General features: G+C 44.8%; 16 protein-coding genes. 6 read left to right on the plus strand and 10 right to left on the minus strand.

Going from position 1 to position 18,985, the window contains the following annotated elements; all coding sequences use genetic code 11:
* Positions 1-16: 16 nt before the first annotated feature.
* Positions 17-283 (plus strand): hypothetical protein, encoded by a 267-nt coding sequence (locus DWV53_RS04010; protein ID WP_147468732.1) that lies wholly within the window; start codon positions 17-19, stop codon positions 281-283.
* Positions 284-400: 117 nt separating this feature from the next.
* Complete coding sequence (locus DWV53_RS04015) at positions 401-973, plus strand: RNA polymerase sigma factor (RefSeq protein ID WP_118151790.1); 573 nt, start codon at positions 401-403, stop codon at positions 971-973.
* Between the two features lie 160 nt (positions 974-1,133).
* On the opposite strand, the gene DWV53_RS04020 is transcribed toward DWV53_RS04015, so the two are convergent.
* Together DWV53_RS04020 and DWV53_RS04025 are read right to left on the minus strand one after the other, a co-directional pair.
* Entirely contained in the window at positions 1,134-1,802 is a 669-nt protein-coding gene (locus DWV53_RS04020) for a 2-C-methyl-D-erythritol 4-phosphate cytidylyltransferase (protein ID WP_118151792.1), read from the minus strand.
* Between the two features lie 67 nt (positions 1,803-1,869).
* Positions 1,870-2,442 (minus strand): DJ-1 family glyoxalase III, encoded by a 573-nt coding sequence (locus tag DWV53_RS04025; RefSeq protein ID WP_117586786.1) that lies wholly within the window; start codon positions 2,440-2,442, stop codon positions 1,870-1,872.
* An 83-nt stretch (positions 2,443-2,525) separates the two neighbouring features.
* Between DWV53_RS04025 and DWV53_RS04030 the strand changes: the two genes are divergently transcribed.
* Positions 2,526-3,416 carry an NAD kinase gene (locus DWV53_RS04030; RefSeq protein ID WP_117586787.1) on the plus strand — a complete coding sequence of 297 codons (891 nt, stop codon included), beginning with the start codon at positions 2,526-2,528 and terminating at the stop codon, positions 3,414-3,416.
* Between the two features lie 248 nt (positions 3,417-3,664).
* Here the strand turns inward: DWV53_RS04030 and DWV53_RS04035 are convergent, their stop codons facing one another.
* On the minus strand, positions 3,665-5,683 hold the full coding sequence (locus DWV53_RS04035) for an alpha-amylase family glycosyl hydrolase (RefSeq protein ID WP_118151837.1): 2,019 nt from the start codon (positions 5,681-5,683) through the stop codon (positions 3,665-3,667).
* A 325-nt stretch (positions 5,684-6,008) separates the two neighbouring features.
* On the opposite strand from DWV53_RS04035, the gene DWV53_RS04040 reads away from it, so the two are divergent.
* Positions 6,009-6,218 (plus strand): hypothetical protein, encoded by a 210-nt coding sequence (locus DWV53_RS04040; RefSeq protein WP_147468733.1) that lies wholly within the window; start codon positions 6,009-6,011, stop codon positions 6,216-6,218.
* Between the two features lie 462 nt (positions 6,219-6,680).
* Here the strand turns inward: DWV53_RS04040 and DWV53_RS04045 are convergent, their stop codons facing one another.
* From DWV53_RS04045 to DWV53_RS04075, 7 genes are all read right to left on the minus strand, one after another.
* Entirely contained in the window at positions 6,681-6,887 is a 207-nt protein-coding gene (locus tag DWV53_RS04045; RefSeq protein WP_118082101.1) for a hypothetical protein, read from the minus strand.
* Between the two features lie 144 nt (positions 6,888-7,031).
* Positions 7,032-8,147, minus strand: a complete 1,116-nt coding sequence (locus DWV53_RS04050) for a PDDEXK nuclease domain-containing protein (protein ID WP_118082103.1) — start codon at positions 8,145-8,147, stop codon at positions 7,032-7,034.
* Positions 8,148-8,191: 44 nt separating this feature from the next.
* Positions 8,192-8,377: a transcriptional regulator gene (locus tag DWV53_RS04055; protein WP_117729633.1), complete on the minus strand. Its 186-nt coding sequence runs from the start codon at positions 8,375-8,377 to the stop codon at positions 8,192-8,194.
* Positions 8,378-8,621: 244 nt separating this feature from the next.
* Positions 8,622-10,016, minus strand: a complete 1,395-nt coding sequence (locus DWV53_RS04060) for an Outer membrane protein SusF domain-containing protein (protein ID WP_118151795.1) — start codon at positions 10,014-10,016, stop codon at positions 8,622-8,624.
* A 22-nt stretch (positions 10,017-10,038) separates the two neighbouring features.
* Entirely contained in the window at positions 10,039-11,301 is a 1,263-nt protein-coding gene (locus DWV53_RS04065) for a SusE domain-containing protein (RefSeq protein ID WP_118151797.1), read from the minus strand.
* 31 nt (positions 11,302-11,332) lie between these two features.
* On the minus strand, positions 11,333-13,066 hold the full coding sequence (locus DWV53_RS04070; RefSeq protein WP_118151799.1) for a RagB/SusD family nutrient uptake outer membrane protein: 1,734 nt from the start codon (positions 13,064-13,066) through the stop codon (positions 11,333-11,335).
* A gap of 21 nt (positions 13,067-13,087) precedes the next feature.
* Complete coding sequence (locus tag DWV53_RS04075) at positions 13,088-16,180, minus strand: SusC/RagA family TonB-linked outer membrane protein (RefSeq protein ID WP_118151801.1); 3,093 nt, start codon at positions 16,178-16,180, stop codon at positions 13,088-13,090.
* A 344-nt stretch (positions 16,181-16,524) separates the two neighbouring features.
* On the opposite strand from DWV53_RS04075, the gene DWV53_RS04080 reads away from it, so the two are divergent.
* Both DWV53_RS04080 and DWV53_RS04085 read left to right on the plus strand, forming a co-directional pair.
* On the plus strand, positions 16,525-17,550 hold the full coding sequence (locus tag DWV53_RS04080) for a LacI family DNA-binding transcriptional regulator (protein WP_118151803.1): 1,026 nt from the start codon (positions 16,525-16,527) through the stop codon (positions 17,548-17,550).
* 21 nt (positions 17,551-17,571) lie between these two features.
* Complete coding sequence (locus DWV53_RS04085) at positions 17,572-18,912, plus strand: MFS transporter (RefSeq protein ID WP_118151805.1); 1,341 nt, start codon at positions 17,572-17,574, stop codon at positions 18,910-18,912.
* The last annotated feature ends 73 nt before the right edge of the window (positions 18,913-18,985 follow it).

Raw genomic sequence — 18,985 nt, forward strand, 5'->3', positions numbered from 1 at the left:
AATAAAAGTAGAGAAGATGAAAAGAATGATAATAACAGAATCTGTAAGAAATCTTTTATTGGATTCCGACTTTCTGGAGTCGGTACTCGGTTCTCCTATCGTAGAACCGGATGCCAACTCTGGGAGGCCGGCATCTTCTCGAAAGCTTGAGAAAATGTATCTTCCTGCCGAAATAGAGCAGGCAAAATATGTTCTTCTTCATCTTGACGAGATTTCGGGCTTGTTGTCTGAAACTGACATAGAAGAACTGAAAAATCGCATAAAAAGCCATTTGTACCCTTAAAATGGGAGGAAAAATACACTGAATACCAATTTTTCCCATTCATTTACCTGATTTTTCCTTAGAGTTTGCTGCATTTAGGCTACTTTTGCACCATCAACAAACAAAAGTATACCTAAGATGAAAACAAACTACAATAACATCAGAGAAAGAGAGGAAGCAGCACAGACGTTGCTCGCTGCCTATCGCCAAGGCGACCAGAACGCTTTCATGTCTTTATATGATATGTACGCGGGAATGTTGCTCAATTATGGTCTGTGTATTACATCAGACAAAGAACTTGTAAAAGATTGTGTACAAGATGTGTTTATCAAACTCATCTCTAAAAGCCAGGATTTACAAGTTACAAAGGTAACCTCTTACCTGCTCATTTCTCTCCGCAACAGATTGCTGGATGAGTTTCGCCGCAAGAACTATATGACGGAGACTGCGGTGGAGGATATCCGTATCTCTACAACTGTAGAAGATGTGGAAAACTCTTATATCCTTGATGAAAGTTCGCTCAATAATGTTCGTAAGGTACAGATCCTGATGGATGAGCTGACACCACGCCAGCGCCAGGTGTTCACCTTATATTATATAGAGCAGCGCAAATATGAGGACATCTGCGACATCATGCAGATGAACTATCATAGTGTACGCAATCTGGTACATCGTGGCATGTTGAAGTTACGTGCAGCCGTAGCAGTATAAACTCTTCTGAAGGAGTTTGAGAGATGTTATTGGTAGACCCAAAATAGAGATTTGCACTTTAGGTTAATGGTTAATTAAAATAGGTTTATTATAGTTATAAAAAAGGCAGGGGACTCCGTGAGGAATTCCCTGCTTGTTTTTTATGCCTCGTTGTTTCGCCTTACCCCAGCAACGCTTCAGCTATCTTGATGTCGAATGGGGTAGTAATCTTGATGTTCTCACGATTACCATCAACCATCGCAACCTGGCAGCCAAGACTTTCTACCACCGAAGCATCATCGGTAAACTGTTCCTTGTATTCCTGGTTGAAAGCCTGCTTTGCCAGACCGATGTCGAAGGTTTGGGGAGTCTGCACCACGCGGTAATCGCTGCGCAGCACATTCTTTCCGCCTCCGTGCTGGTCGATATAGCGCAGGGTGTCGGTTACGGTATATACAGGGATGGCTGCATATTCTTCGCGAGCCGTCTCGAAACATTCCTCGATGACTTCTTTAGATACGAATGGGCGCACGCCGTCGTGAATACCCACTACGCCATCTTCATCATCAGGAATGAGTGCCAGTCCGTTCTTGGATGACTGGAAACGGGTGTCGCCACCATTAGCTATCTGGTGTTTGATGCTGAAATGATGCTCCTCGCAGAGCTGGTGCCAGTATGCCTGCTGACTCTCCGGCAGAACCAGGATGATGTTCAATGCAGGGTCGTATTCATGAAAACGCTCTATGGTGCGCATCAGGATAGGCTTGCCCGCTACCGGCAAGAACTGTTTGGGAATTTCACTTCCCATGCGGAGGCCCTTGCCTCCGGCTACTATGATTACGTAATCCATTTTTTAAGTGAAGAGTTAAAAGTGAAGAGTGAAGAATTCTAATCCTGCCTTTCTTCACTCATTGTTATTATTTGCTTTTCATGAGATGATCATACATCATGCCATCCTGCAGGGCAGCTACGGTTTCCTTGCTTACGAAATAGCTCAATATCTTATAGGCGTATGGGAGGGTTGCTGCAGGACCTTCGCCCGTAATCACGTTGCCGTCTTCCTGGAAGAGGGTGGCGGTATATTCGGTGTTCTCGCCGAAATACTGCTCGAAGCCAGGATAACAGGTAGCCTTCTTTCCTTCGAGAATGCCTGTGCTTGCCAGAACCATTGGGGCTGCGCAGATGGCACCGATTCGCTTACCAGCCTTGTGCTGGGCGATGAGCGCCTGGCGTACACCTTCGTGCTCGTTCAGGTTTGTACTGCCTGGCATTCCGCCCGGAATCATCAGCATGTCAGCATCTTCAAAGCTGGCAATATCCTCAAACTTCAGGTCAGCCTTGATGGTAACACCATGCGATGTTTCTACCCATTCAGTACCCGTTACACTTACAGTCTTGATGTCTACACCACCTCTACGGAGGATGTCAACCGGAGCCAATCCTTCGATTTCCTCGAAGCCATTGGCAAGAAATTCATATACCTTAGCCATAATTTATTTGTTTTTTGTCTTGTTATTCAAATAATATGATTACCTTTGCAAAAGTAAGAATAATTATTGAAATAACAAAATAAATGGCACAGCAACATTTAAAATTCGCAATATTTGGTAATGAATACCAGGCTAAGAAGTCGGCTTCGATAGAGAAAATCCTTCTTTATCTCGAAAAGAAGGAGGCTGAAGTTTATGTGGAGAATGCTTATTACGAGTTTCTTACCCGCGACCAGCATCTCGATGTGAAGGCGGCTGGGGTGTTCGAGGATTACAACTTCGATGTGGATTACGTCATCTCTATGGGTGGTGATGGTACCTTCCTGAAGGCAGCGAGCCGTGTGGGAGCCAAGGGTACGCCTATTATCGGTGTGAATATGGGCCGGTTGGGCTTCCTTGCCGATGTGCTGCCAAGCGAGATAGAGTCGGCGCTGGACAGTCTTTATGCCGGTGAATGTCTGATAGAGGAGCATGCGGTGATTCAGGTGGAGGCAGAAGGTGGCGTTCTGGCTGGCAATCCGTTCGCACTCAACGATATTGCCGTGCTGAAGCGTGATGATGCTTCGATGATTTCCATCCGAACGCAGGTAGATGGCGAATTTCTCGTTACTTATCAGGCTGATGGACTGATTGTTACCACGCCAACAGGTTCTACGGCATACAATCTCTCGAATGGCGGTCCTATCATCATTCCGCAGAGTGGCAGCATCTGTCTTACTCCGGTGGCTCCTCACAGTCTGAACATCCGGCCTATCGTAATCAACGATACGGCAGTCATCACGCTCGATATCGAGAGTCGCAGCCACAACTATCTGGTAGCCATCGATGGTCGTAGTGAGCGTATGACGGAGGAAACCCGCCTCATTATCCGCAAGGCTCCTCATAGCATCAAGATTGTGAAGCAGCGCAACCAGCGTTACTTCTCTACCCTGAGAGAGAAACTGATGTGGGGGGCTGACCAGCGCGAAAGATAAGTAGAATAAGAAAATAATTAAAATAAGAAAAGAGGTATATCCCGAAGATGAATCTTGGGTATACCTCTTTTTTCTTACCTAAAACAACTAACTAGTAACCTTGTATGTACTAAAACTACCTTTAAAACAAACCTAAACCTAAAAACATAAACCTTAATAAACCTAAAACCTTAATAAACCTAAAAGCTTAAAACTAAAAAACTTAAACTAAAAACTGAAACTATTCTTTGAACTTATTTGTTATATTCTTATCTGATAATCACTTTCTTTCCCTGATGGATGTAAACACCGCTCTCAGCAGGCTTCTTACTCAATTTCATACCGCTAAGTGTATACCATGCATTGTCTGTTGTGGTATTGTTTATGGTTGGAGTTCCTGTGATGCCTGTTGGTCCCCAGATGGCGGTAACATCCTTGCAGGTGTATTTGCCATTACTCTGTGCAGTGGTAATCTCATAATACTTGGTGCTGTTGCCGGCATTCAAGTCTACGGTCTGCTTCTTGCCTGTTCCATTTCCCTGATTGAAGATGATGTTTACGATAGCATCCTTGCTCTTGATCTTGAAGTCCATATAGTACCACTTCTTACCGTTCAGCGTCTTGGTTGCTGTGACAGCAGTACCTGGCCATTTTTCTGTGAGCTCTCCGCTTGTATTCCATGCGTAGAAATACATGACTGAACCCCAGTTGGTTACCTGGTCGGCATTGGCATATACGGTGATGGTATATGGCTCGAATGCCTTGACGGTATAATTGTAGGTACGGATACCTGTTACGGTTCCGTTGCTGAGCAAGCCAACCTTCAAGGTGCAGGTCTCATCTATGTTGATGGTGTTACCTGTAGCCACCTGCTTGCTCTTGGCTGTAGGGGCTGTGCCGTCAGTAGTGTATACCAGTTTGGCATTGCTGTTCTGACTGACAGCCGTAAGCTTAGCCTTGAAACCTGCCTCGTATTCGCCTGATGGTATATTGCACCATGCGGTTTCTGCAGATTTAGAAAGATAATAACGGTAGTGGTATCCTTCGAGAATCTGTGTATAGTCGGCACCTGGAGTATATGCCTTGGTGTTGTTTCCTACAACCACGATGAGTTTCGCCTTGTTGCCAGTAGTCTCATTGGCAAAGCATGCGGTCTGTGCCATCTTGTTGGTATAATTGCTCATGTTGGTGATGCCTGCAAGTTTGCGGGCTTCAATCATGCTCTTGATTTCTTTTTTGTAGGTTCTCCAGTGTGGCTGGAACACGCAAGGAGTTCCCGGCATGGCGAGCATATAGGCATTGGCTGCAAGCGTATCTCGCTTAAGAGGATCCAGCGGCTCATCTTTAGAGCGGTATTGCATGTCGTGATTCTCTACGAATGTGATGGCATACTGACGGTAGGTTGCATCATGCATCAGGTTGTAATCGCTCTTCAGCTTCGACCAGTTTGGTGATGAAACAATCTTATTGTCTTTTACGCCTACTGCATCACGTACATTATAACGGAACTGGAAGTCGAAGGCAGCGCTCTTCTTGTTGGTGCTGTTTATCCAATTGATGATAGATGGGTTTCCGTCCCAATATTCACCTACCGAGAATTCTACACCGGTAGCATCATTGTAGTCAGCCACGTGAGTACCGCTGAAACCCTTTACCATGTCGTAGCGGAAACCGGTATATCCTATATCCTCCTTCAGGAATTTCAGATATGCCTTGATAATCTTCTGTACGTTCTCGCTCTTATGGTCAATATCACGGCATCCTCCAAAGTCGGTTCCCTCATCATAGTTATTGCTGAGGCTAACCCCGTCTTTTTTTGCCTGTATTGCCGTACTTCCATCATCATCATTCTTGCAGATGTCGGTAGACAACATCTGGTAGGTCACTCCATTGTATGTCTCTGCAGGGAAGGTGAACCAGCCGTCTGTATTGCGATGATTGACCACAACATCTGCTATTGCGCCTATGCCGTTGGCTTTGAACTTGGCAATCAGACTTCTGAGTTCAGCCTCAGTTCCGAATGAGGAATTCTGGTTGAAATAATAATATGGCTTATAGCCCATTACCTGAGTAGTTTCGATGCATTTACCGCTTTGTGGAAGCCATACAAGGTCGATGAATCCTTTCATATCATCGGCTTGCTTCTCTAAAACAGTCCATTGGGAGTAGTCGTAAGAATCCCATGAGAATCCTTGCAGCATGACGCCACTATAGTTAGCAAGCCAACCTTGTGCCAGCATGTTCATGCTTGCCAGTAAAGCGATGAGTGTAAAGTATATCTTCTTCATAATTATCATTGTATTTTGTGATTATTATTTTATGTTTAATTGCAAGTTGTATTGTTATACGTTGGCAAAGTTACGATTTATTTCATTAGCTTGTTCAAAAATTGATGCAAATCAAGCGAATAAATTGTGCAAACGTTTGCATTCCGGTGCGCTTTTCTTCTATATATAATTAAGGTATATGTAGCTTTAGGAGATAATTATTATTAAAAAACTAGAAAACATTTGGCGGTCTCGTTTTTTATTGCGTAATTTGCGTTGCGTAAAAAGCGCAATGAACGTTTGTATAATGAATGATAACAAGATATGGCAAGATTGAACAATCCTTTTGGGGGCGATAGCTCGTGAGCATTTGGTATCTTCGCCGTTGAGTCAGCAGTTTATCATCACCCACCATCTTCCATCTACGAGCAGCGTGAAAACGGCATTAAAGGCATTGGTAGATAAGCAGCTGGTAAGCAAGACTCCGACTGGCTATCTGGTTAGCGACCGCTTCTTTGCGAAATGGCTGGTGAGAGGAGGAATCATAGCCAACTGAGGAAATGAAAATTACGTCCCGACGCAGCAAAAGATACGTCCCGACGCAGCAAAAGATACGTCCCGACGCAGTAAAAGATACGTCCCGACGCAGTAACAGATACGTCCCGACGCAGTAACAGATACGTCGGGACGTAATTTCAGAAGCATCCTGGTTCCCATCAAGTGAGCCTCTTTCGCATCATGTACGTCATTGCGCAAGTTCATACGTTTCATTGAGTCTACGGATACGACTGCGCTGGGTTAAAGATACGACTGCGCTGGGTTAAAGATACGACTTCGTTGGGTTAAAGATACGACTTCGTTGGGTGGAAGAGTCAATTTCGTTGGCTGAATGAAGTGGCTGAAGTAGCATAATGAAGTACTTGAATAAGGCGATTGATGTTGCTGAATTTTCAACTATAAGCCTTTCTAGGTTTCCATGAAGTTTATGCGATTTATATGATGGTGGCAGTTTACTCTCTCATTCTAAGCACTGTTTGATTAAGTCGTGAGCATCTTTTGCATGATATACTCTGCCTGCTTTAACATCTTCTAGGGCTTCTTCAATACCACTTTTCTTTTCGGTTTGAATAACCCAGCCAAACTTTTTTGCCAGTTCCTTTAATAAGTTGAAGTCAACTTGCGGAACAGTTATAGTTGTTTTTATATTATTTATAGCTACATCCATATTGCTTTCCTTTTGATGTTATTTTAAATGATGCCGCAAAGATACGACTTTTCCTCGTAACTTCCAAGGTTTTAGGGAAAAATGTTGAGAGGGGGATAAAGAAAAAATAGACGGCTCCCGGAAACGAGAGCCGCCTATTGGATGTTATTCTTGATTCCATTCGTTGAGTCCCTTTTCGATTTCTTCAATGGAAGGAAGGCTGCTGCGAAAATCTTTTGGCAGAGCTTGACCTAATTCATAGTCGGATACACCAATTGGCTTCTGTATATCACGAAGTGCATATTCTGCTTTTATTCTGTCTTTGGTCTTGCAGAGAAGCAAGCCGATAGTCTTGTTGTCGCCTTCTCTGCAAAGCGTGTCATCTATGGCAGAGCAATAGAAATTGAGCTTACCGATGTATTCGGGCATGAAGTCTGTGGCTTTCAACTCTATAACTAAATACCTGTGCAAAAAGGTGTTATACATCAGCATATCGATATAATAGTCATCACCTGAGACTTCAATGTGATATTGTCTTCCCATAAAAGCGAAGCCAGCTCCCATTTCGACCAAGAATTTTTCGATATGTTTGATGAGCCCAATCTCGATGTCTCTTTCGTCATATTGGTCGGTGAAAGTGAGCATGTCGAAAATATAAGGGTCTTTCAATAATGATTTAACCTCTAGTGCTTCTGTAGCAGGGAGCGTTGTGTCGAAGTTATTGGCGAGAGCGCCATGCTTGCCATAATAATCGAGCTTGATGGCTTCTGTTAAGTATCTTGTCTGCCAATGCCCTATAATGCATTGTATCATGTACCAATATCTTGCTTGAATATTTTTTACTTGCTGTATGAGAATTATATTGTGAGTCCAAGATAAGTGCTTGATAGGTAGTTCGGTCGGGGCGTTTCCTAATTGCGCAATCATTGATTGCGTAATTGGGATATTTCCAACTTTAGCCATGGTCAACTCCTTGTTGTACTCATTATAGAACTGCATCATGCACTGCATGTTTCTTACGGAGAATCCTTTCCTTTCAGGATACTCATTCTTAAGATCTACAGCTAGGCGCTGTAGAGTCTTCTTGCCCCAACCATCAGCCTCTTGGCTTTTGGTAAGCATTTCACCGATGTCCCAATTCATACGGAGCAACTCCTCGTTTGCTGCGTACATGGCTTTTTGTTGGGCAAAAGAAACACGATGCTTGATTTGTCTCAACAAAGACGGATAACCTTGGAAGTTTCCCATGCCTAATTCTTTTTGTTCAATTTCTTGTTTCATATAGAAGATTGTTTGTTCCAATCTGCAAAGAAAATGCAAAATCATCATTCATCGTCCTTTGCAGGTTCAAATAAGTCCTTATATCCAAAGAAGATGTTTCCATCTGCGGTTTTTGCGGAAATGACAATTCCTACGAAAGGATTGTTCTCAACTTCAATCACTTCGCCCTGTGTCCAGTCTTTGGCATGTGTCAAGTCTGGAGATATTAATACTTTGTCGCCAGTTCTCATATTCACAAAAATATAAATGTTGTACTTATTCGGTGCAAAGAAAATGCAAACGAGCGCAAAGAAAGCTTGTTTTCAATTTGCCGAGTGCAGCTTTTCTTATGCAAAGATACGACTTTTCCTCGTAACTTCCAAGGTTTTAGGGAAAAAATACTTGAAAAGGGGGAGGAGAAAAAGAAAATAGGCGGCTCCCGGATTTGAGAGCCGCCTATTGGTTATGCTATTTTTATTATGATGAAACAAATACTTATTCTACTGTGCAGTAGATATTGTCCTTAGTCTTTCTTGTAGGATACAACTTGACTGTGTTGCCTGCAACTGTAAGGTTGTCGCCACCTGCTGTCAGGTTGTTGAGACTTCCACCGAGGTTGACAGCCCAACCACCGTTTACGCGGAACTTCCAACCGTCGGCTGTCACGCCAACATTAGTTGCCTCGAAGCAATACTCTTCAGCATTCCAAGTCATGACTGCGTCGCCATCCCAATTGTTGAAGCCACCAATCATACTCATGGTCTCAACCTTAGTGGCTGTGATAGTGCCTTCTGAAAGATTAACATCGAAGTAGTAGACACCCTCTCCAGCGTTCACGCCAATGTTTCCATTTTCGTTGGTAGCAGCTCCGCCAAAGCTTACAAATGCACCAGCATTGATTTCGTTGTCCCAGCTTCCAGCTACACGTTGGAACTTGAACTGGAGATCAGCTCCGTTAGGATCGGCTACATATACATAACCAGTGTATACGCCCTTTGCCTCGTCCACGAGAGCGAGCTTCTGGTCAGAGCTCTTCCAACCGTCAGTTGCGCCAATGAAGTAGATGAATGGATCGTAGTTAACCTCCTCTAAGGTATAAGAGTAGTCCATCATGTTGATGGTGAGCTTATACTTACCAGCCTTGGCAATCTTACCTGCCTTAGCGTCACCGTTGGTCAGCGCACCAGTCATGCTGTCGTCGCCGTCAACCTTAGGACCTACTACGCCGGCAGCCCAGAGGTCATCTGCATCAATGTTTTTCTTAGGAATAATCTTCCAATACTGGTCAGCCTTGGTTGTTTCGAAAGATACGGTGAAGACCGGATCCTCATATACATCCTTGTCGCTGTGGTTGAATGCTTTTGCTACTTCCTTAGTCCAACCATCTACGTCATCTGTAGTAAACATGTCGCCTACGAGGTAATAGCCTTCTTCGATAACTGGAGCCTCAGGAATAGCCTTTACCTGGAATGTTTCTGATGTAGCCATCTTCACGGCTGTAGCTCCATTGCTTACCCATGCGTCGAGAGTAGCATCGATATCACGCTCTGTAGGACGCTTGCCAAACTTATCTACAATATAATTTACCAAGTCAGCTTTTGCCATGTTACCTTCTGCGTCAATATCGAAAGCTCGACCACCAATATTGATCTTGTAGGTTGGAGTGTAGGAAGCGTTGGAAGAAGTGGGAGCAACAATGCTCGCCACTTTTACCTTCTCTGTCTTAACATCAGCCAAGTTGATGACATCAACTGGAGTTACGCTACCTTTTCCGAATGATACGGCTTCCTCCTGAGGATTTGACTGTGGGGTACCCCAATCTGTGTAGTCTTCGGTACATGATACCATAGACATCAGCAGGGTCATTCCCAATAATATTTTCTTAATCATAATTGTCTATACTTTAAGTGATTTACAATTTAACGATGCTGAATGCACCTGTGATATCGTTGAATGAGATGCAATACTTGCCTTCAGTCAAACCGATGTTATGACCATTAGCCTCGCACTTACCATACATGTTGACAGCGCCATCTTCTGCACCATATCCCCAGTTGGTATCCCAAGAACCAGCAATCTTGAACTTGAAGCTTACTGTCTGTCCGGCAGGAACTTCCATCACATAGTACCAAGCGTGGTTTTCAACGCCCTCTGTGTTGTAAGGAAGCATTGGAGTGTCGCTCGCGAAATCGTCTAATGAGGTTGCAATCTGGATAGTACCATAGTTGGTTACATTACCCTCGTACTTCACCATAGTGGCTGTATTGTTGGCGGTGTTCAATGTGATTGTGTAGTAACCGTCTGCTCCTGCAAGGATATGGCCACCATCGCTATTAGTTGAACCACGATAGGCGATATTGTCCTTCAACTTTCCACCGCCGTCCATACTGTAGTTCCAATCGAAGCTTGAAGGCAGAATCTTGAAACCTGCTACAGCAGATTCTGCTTTTTCGTCGAATTCGTCTGTAAGGAAGTAGTTGGTGTATTCAATCTCACCAGCACCAGTCTTCTTGTCATAAGAGAAGTTAGGCTTCAAGAACATAGGAAGCGCATCAACACCAATATTCTTGTCACCTGCCCACTTGCCGCCAAACATGTTACCTACGAGATACCACATTGTTGGAACAGCATCCTTCAGTTCAATATAGTAAGGCTTTACGTTGAGCTTTACTGAGTTTGAAGCGACAGGGTTCAGACGGCTTGTGCCCTCAAGGATGTAAGCGTTAATACGAACGTACATCTCCTGCTCGGCAGGAACATTACCTTCAGTCCATTTAAGTATCTTTACCAATGCCTTGTCCATTTCTTCTGCAGAGGCAGAAATATTACATTTCTGTGTGGTGTTGCTAAGAACAGCGTAGTCTGGCACCTTTTCTCCACTCTCGTCTGCAGCAGCTTCATCAGTAGAAACTGTGAAGCTGTTGGTTGGAGATACTTGCACCTCGTATGTTGCGTTGATTGGGGCATTGTCTGCTGTGTACTTAGGCTGTGACCATGTAAGCTCAAGACCAGTAGATTTTTCCAAATCAATAGTCGCATTGGCATATGCAGGAGTGTTCAACACAAACTCTTTAGGCTGAATCAGCGTTGGGTTTGAATCGTTGTCATCCGAACATGATGCGAATAAGCTGATGATGCCGACAAGCAGAGCACCAATTATATATTTATTCTTCATATTGCGTTTTCTTTTATAATTCTATTATACTTTAGTTTTTGACCTCGTTATATCCATCAATCTGAGTCAAGTTCTTGTTAGAAAGAACCTCTGAAGATGGGAGAGGATATACATTATAGGTCTTGGCGAAGGTTGTACCATTAGTACTACCACCCTTGAGTTCCCAATTGTATGTAGCCTGACTGCCACCAAACTGGTTGAAACGGATCAAATCGGTACGGCGGAGACCTTCGCAATACAACTCACGGGCACGCTCATCGAGCACGTCGTTAAGAGTATAAGAATCACGTACGGCAGCGTGGGCACGATTGCGAAGAGCATCGATATACTTCTTTGCCTTAGCCGAGCTTTCACCATTGATGTGCATCTCTGCCTCTGCTGCATTGAGGTAAGCCTCAGCTACACGGAAGAGGAAGAAGTCGATGTCTACGTTGTAGCTGTCGTGAGGAGTACCACCATTAGAATAGTTGTTATTCCATTTTGGTGTTGCAATACCCTTGACGAACTTATCGTTAGCACCAATCTCCAAAGTACGATCGCCGTCACTGTTGCCTTTACCCCAAAGGATAGCACGGTCATCAACGTTCATAGCACGGATTTCGGAAGCTGACTTGTTTACAACAACTTCTGGATTGGTAAAGAACTTCTCTACGAATTGTGGGCGAACACGCATACCTGACCATGTGTTGGCAGTAGTGGCAGCATCCTTAGCTGTAACAGTCTGCATCGTAGCATCCCAAAGAGCAGCTACATAGAACATAGAACCACCGTATCCCTGAGTTTTTTCTCCATCTTGCATCAATGGGAGTAGAGCCTCGCAGCTTGCACCATTTGAACCATTGTCGCCCATGAAGAGCAGGTCGTATGGCTTGTAGCCATTAGCCTTAGCCTCATTAGACATCTTGCTGTCATCGAAGAGCTTGTAGTCTGAATTGATAACATTCTCGGCATATTCGAGAGCCTTATCCCAATATTGATTGTTCTGACCATCGTTATTGAGGTATGTACCAGCATTGAGGTACAGACGGCTTAAAAGCAACCAGCATGTGCCTTTATCAATACGGCCATAGTCTGGGTCGTTGTCAGTCTCAGGCTTTGCCTCCAACAGGTCTGGCTCTGCAGCGAGCAATTCGTCCTTTACCCAGTTGAACAGGAACTCACGGCCCAACTGAAGAAGCTCTGCACGAGTGTAAGACTTGCCTTCCTCAAACTTTGAATTGTAAGAGTGTGCCTGACGTGGTGTCTCTGCAGAAATCTTGTCAATGAATGTAGGGTCTCCAAAGAAGTCGAGCATCAAGAAATAGCTATAGGCACGAAGTACACGTACCTCTGCATACTTAGTTTTATCCTCTTTGGCTGCGTCGAGGCTCAAGAAATGATTCTCGTAAGAGATGTTCGACATCAGACGATAGTAGAGGTTCTTCAGAGTAGCATTACCCGGATCGAACTTATTGTAGGCAACATCTGCGATACCGCCATCTGACCACCAGCAGACGGCTTCGTCGGTAGGTACCTCGTTGAAGTTGAACAGGTTGCGTAGAAGGGTTGACTTACCAGCGTCGTCGATAGTGAAATCGGCATTACCGTCATTACCCTCCATGATAAGACCAGCATAGCACTTGCTGTATAAGCCCGTAATATTAGGATTGGCATCAACAGTAGGGTCAATGTTTCCCTTGTTCAAGTCATCCATGCAAGAGCTCAAGCTTGCTGAAAGCAGAAGAGCTGCTGCTGGGGCAATTATGTTGAATTTATTGAGTTTCATATCGAAATCTATTTTAAAATGTTAGAAGTTAAGGTTCAGACCGAGCAGGAATGTGCGGCAACGAGGATAGATGTTGTCGTCCTTACCTGATGTTACTTCAGGGTCGATACCTTTATACTTGGTGATAGTAAACACGTTAGAGCATGAGGCGTAGATACGGCCAGAGATGCCCTTGTAGTTGCCACCCTTCAGCAGATTGTTGAAGTTATAGCCCAGTGTGATGTTGTCGCACTTCAAGAAGCTGCCATTCTGTACGAAGTAGTCGGTAAGAGGATAGTTGTACGAAGTCCAGCCAAGAGCTACTAACTCCTTTGTGGTATTTTTATAATATCCCTTTGCACTACATACCTCTTTTGTGTTTATCGCACCTTCTGCGTATCCATTATAGAGATAGTTTCCGAAGCTTGCACGGAAATTACTTCCGAGGTCCCAGTTCTTGTATGCAACCTTGAAGCTGAAACCACCAGTCCAAGGAGCCACGATATTCTTATAGAAATATCTGTCGTTCTCGTCAATAGAACCATCACCATTACGATCTACGTAGCAACCCATGATTGGACGTCCGCTCTCATCGTAAACCTGCTGGTAAACCAAGAATGAGTTGGCTGGCTTTCCTACCTTATGATAGGTGATTGCCTGATCCTGACCAACCTTCATTCCTGCCTCCATCAAATCACGACCGCCTGCAAGTTCGGTAATCTCGTTCTTGTTGTAAGCAGCGTTGACGCTCAATTCTACAAACCAGTCCTTGGTCTGGATAGGACGACCTGTGATAGCTACCTCAAAACCCTTGTTTTCCAATGTACCTGCATTCATCAAGAGCGCATTGTCAAAGTTCTGACCTGCAGCGATGGTTGTTGTGCTGAGCAAGTCGGTTGTCTTGCGGATATAACCATCAAGGTTGATGGTGAGTCTCTGGTCGAACATACCATAGTCGAGACCTACGTTCCATGTAGTAGTCGTCTCCCAAGTCAATTCGTCATTGTATGCCAATGGACGGTAGAGTATTCCTGGGTTGTTGGCAATACCACCGATTGGATAAAGGTGGTGATTACTTGTACTCTTCTTATAGGTAGCGGTGTAGTACTCTCTACCTGTATCCTGCTGACCGGTCTTACCCCAACCAAGTCGGAGTTTCAAGTCGCTGATAGCATCAACATCTTTCAGGAATTTTTCGTCTTTGATACGCCATGCGAAGGCTGCTGATGGGAAGAAACCCCAACGGTGTCCGTCTGCAAAGCGGCTTGAACCATCATAACGGGCAGTGAATGTAAGGAGGTAACGATCCAACAGAGAATAGTTGGCACGTCCATACCAGCTCACTAGGTAAGTCTGTCCCTTCCAGTTGCTTGTATCGTAAGACTTCACAGTTCCTGCAAGAGCTTCGCCTGCATCATTCTTACCTTCGTAGGTAGATGGATACATAGACTTGCTCCACTGGTCTCCCCAATATTTCATGTGGCTATACTCATAACCAGCCATGATGTCGAAGTGGTTAGCCTTGTTGAAGTCCTTGGTGTACTGAGCATAGGCAGTAGCTACAACGTTATACTTCTTCTCCTTATTTTCGCTGTTGCCACCATAGTAGAATCCGTATGTAGATTGTGGATTGTTGGTGTTGTACTCTCCACCAGTGCTATATTCTCCAGCTATGTTGGCGTGAAGATGAAGGTCTTCGAAACCATGTATCTTATAGTCTGCCTCTACATTACCTAAGAGAATATGCGCACTCTTGTAGAAATCGTAGTTTTCTACTTTTTCTACAGGGTTTGTTGGAGCATCGTCGTTGCGGTTATATGGGAATGTAGGGTCATATGAGGTAGTAGGTAATGCCCACTGCCAATAGCCACCCCAGTTCTTGAATTTCTCATCATTACTCTTAACAGGACGAGTAGGATCCATAGAGACAGCTGCGCCTACTGCATCCTGTCCACCTGGATTTGTTTTTGAGTAAGAATACTTACCGTTGACATTAATGTTAAGGTGCTTGTCGAACAATGATGGATTGATGTTGAAACCGGCAGTAACTCGCTTATAGTCAGAACCCTTCAGAATACCTTCCTGACCGGTGTAACCAATGCTGACACGATAAGGCATTGACCATGATTTCTTGCTGATGCCACCTGTTAAACTTACATTATGCTCATGGCTGACAGCTGCACGGTAAATCTCGTCCTGCCAGTCGGTATCGTATGTGCCGGCAGAATAATCTGGAGTTCCATCTTCATTGAACTTCTTCCATCCTAAACCTTTGTAGGCAGAAGAATCTTCACCATAATAGTTCTTGATGAAGTCTGTATATTCGGAAGCATTCATCACATCCATCTTCTTGGCAACAGTACTTACCGAAAGTGTACCATTGTAAGAAACCTGTGGCTTCTGGCCGCTGCGACCCTTCTTGGTTGTAATGATGATGACACCATTAGAACCACGGGAACCATAGATGGCAGTAGCTGAAGCATCCTTCAATACGGTGAAGCTCTCGATATCGTTAGGATTGACAAGAGAAAGAGGGTTGTTTACACCTTTTGTATTATTGTTATCCATAGGCATACCATCGATAACAATCAATGGGTTGTTGCTCGCAGTAAGAGAAGCACCACCACGGATACGAATCTGTGCACCATCACCAGGAGCACCCGTTGATGAGTTGACATTTACACCGGCAATCTTACCTTGAATCATATCCTGTGCAGAAGTAATGATACCATGGTTCTTCTCGTCTGGCTTGATAGCTGTAACGGAACCTGTCAAGTCGTTCTTCTTAGCCACACCATAACCGATGACAACGACTTCGTTCAAAGCCTTTGAGTCATCTTCCAAGGTAATGTTCATGTTACTAGATGCCTTCACTGTCTGTGGTGTCATACCCAGATAGGTGAATGTAATCTTGGCACCTGGCGCTGCATCAACTGAGAAGTTACCATCCATGTCGGTAATGCCTACTGCCTTACCGTTAACTGTAATGGTAGCACCCATGATAGGTTCACCAGAAGCATCCTTCACATGTCCCTTAATTGCATTACTCTGCGCAAAGGAACTCACCGTCAGAAGCAGACCGCTTGCTAGGGTCAACGCTCTGAGGGGCAATTTAATTTTTACCTGCTTCATCATTTGCTCGATTTTTAAGTTAATGTATTATATTTATTTATTTACTTTTTCTTCTTTTCTTCTTGGCTTAAGTTGTTGTCGTTCCTACTCAAAATGCCGTTCTGGCTCTTTTCGGGGTCTTTCTGGCATCCTTCTTATTATTATATAAGGTAGGAATGGGGCACTTGCCCATAAACTTGTCGTTTCTGTGTGCAAAATTAAGTTCTTTTCTCTAATGTTGTACTATTTTTGTGTTAATTCCGTTATTTATTTTGTGCAAACGTTTGCACAGAAATTACTTGATTTAAGTCAAGAACTTTGAACTGATATTGAGGATATTTCGTAATTTTGCAGCACAACTAATAGCAATGGGTGATAAAGAAACAATAACAATGAAAGATATTGCTCGCGACCTGGGCGTAAGTGTTGCCACGGTGAGCCGAGCATTGAAGGACAGTTCTCGTATCAGTACTGCCCAAAAGGAGCGTATTCAGAAATACGCGCGTGAACATAACTTCTTTCCTAATTTCCTGGGTGAAGCTTTAAGACATAATAAGGTGAAGCCAATGAAGGTGATTGGAGTTATTGTACCTCAGGTGGTACACTATTACTTCATGTCGGTGCTTTCGGGCATAGAGGAAGAGGCTAGAGCCAGAGGTTACCGTGTGATGGTGGCGCAGAGTAACGAGCGCTACGATAAGGAGGTGGCCATCTGTGAAGACTTCTATCAGAACAAGGTTTGTGGCATCATCGTTTCACAGGCGAAGGATACCAAGCAGTATGACCATTTCGAAAAACTGCTGCAGAATGGGGTGCCGCTCATCTTCTATGATAGAATATGTACGGGCGTGAACTGCTCGCGAGTGGTGGTAGATGACTATATGGGTGCCTTTACTGCCGTTACCCACATGATTGATACGGGCTGTAAGAAGATTGCCTTCTACGGCTCGCCGATGAATCTGGAAATCTCCAAGAACCGATATAACGGTTATCATGATGCGCTGGTAAAGCATGGCTTGACGGAAAACCCTGACTGGGTGAAGATCTGCGATGACCGTGCCAGTGCCGAGGCAATAACGCCGGATATTCTGATAGAGGAAGATCGTCCGGATGCTTTCTTCGCCATCAATGATGATACGGCAATCGGTATCCTCTATACCGCCAAGCGGATGGGATTCAAGGTGCCTGAAGAAATCAGCATCTGCGGATTCACCAATGGCGACCGTGCCAAGGCGTGCGACCCGATGCTTACTACGGTTGAGCAGCGAGGTGTAGCTGTAGGCGAGGAAGCTGCCAATATCCTGATTGGTCAGGTGGAAGGCTCCATCCCTAGAGATGAGGTGGAGAAGCGAGTGGTGAGAACACGACTCGTGGTGAGAGGAACAACAAGATAAAAATATAAAAACAATATAACGATGAAACAAAAACCTGATTTAAGTTTCTGGAAGCTCTGGAACTTGAGCTTCGGATTTTTCGGAGTACAGATTGCCTACGCCCTACAGAGCGCCAACATCTCCCGAATCTTTGCAACGTTGGGTGCTGACCCACACAACTTGAGTTATTTCTGGATTCTCCCTCCTCTGATGGGAATCCTGGTTCAGCCTATCGTGGGCACGTTGAGCGATAAGACGTGGTGCCGCTTCGGTCGCCGCATCCCTTATCTCTTTGTGGGTGCTACGATTGCCGTCCTGGTGATGTGCCTGCTGCCGAATGCCGGTTCGCTCGGACTGACCGTGAGTGGTGCGATGCTCTTCGGACTGATAGCGCTGATGTTCCTCGATACGAGCATCAACATGGCGATGCAGCCGTTCAAGATGCTGGTAGGCGATATGGTAAATGAAAAACAGAAGGCAAAGGCTTACTCTATCCAGAGTTTCCTCTGCAATGCCGGTTCTGTAGCCGGATATATCTTCCCGTTCCTCTTTACCTTCCTCGGTATCAAGAATTATGCTGAGAAGGGTGTGGTTCCTGATTCTGTCATCTGGTCGTTCTATATCGGTGCGGCTATCCTGATTCTCTGTGTTATCTACACCACGATGAAGGTGAAGGAGTGGAATCCACAGCAGTATGCGGAGTATAATGAAGCGAAGAGTGAAGAGGGAAGAGTGAAGAATCCTGATGCTGAGGCTTCTGAAGACAAGGCCGGTTGGATTACTTTGCTCCGCAAGGCGCCATCTACCTTCTGGAAGGTGGGACTGGTTCAGTTCTTCTGCTGGGCTGGTTTCCTTTATCTCTGGAATTATTCTACGGGAGCCATCGCTGAAACCGTATGGAATACTACCGACCCTGCTTCTGAAGCATTTCAGGAGGCAGGCAACTGGGTGGGCATTCTCTTTGCCGTACAGGCGGTAGGTAGTGTAGTCTGGGCTGTGATTCTCCCTCAGTTTAAGAATACGAAGGTGGCATACGCTGTCAGTCTGGTTATCGGCGGTGTGGGCTTTGCCCTGATACCTTTCCTGCATGACCAGTATCTGCAGTTTGTTCCGTTCCTGATGATTGGTGCCGGTTGGGCAGCCATGCTGGCGATGCCTTTCACCTTTGTTACCAATGCTTTGCAGGGATATGGTCACATGGGTGCTTATCTCGGTCTGTTTAACGGAACCATCTGTATCCCTCAGATTGTGGCTGCCATCTGCGGTGGAACTGTCCTGAGTCTGGTGGGTTCTCATCAGAGCGATATGATGATTGTGGCAGGTATCCTGCTGATTGCGGGTGCGCTGTCTGTGAGCATCATCAAGGATAAGAAATCAGAATAAAATGAGATGAACGATTAATTGATTGTTTCTACGGAGTGAGGGTTGTGCAAACGTTTGCACGATTTGTGAGAAA

The sequence above is a fragment of the Segatella copri genome, assembly GCF_003465495.1.
Lineage (GTDB): Bacteria > Bacteroidota > Bacteroidia > Bacteroidales > Bacteroidaceae > Prevotella > Prevotella copri_G.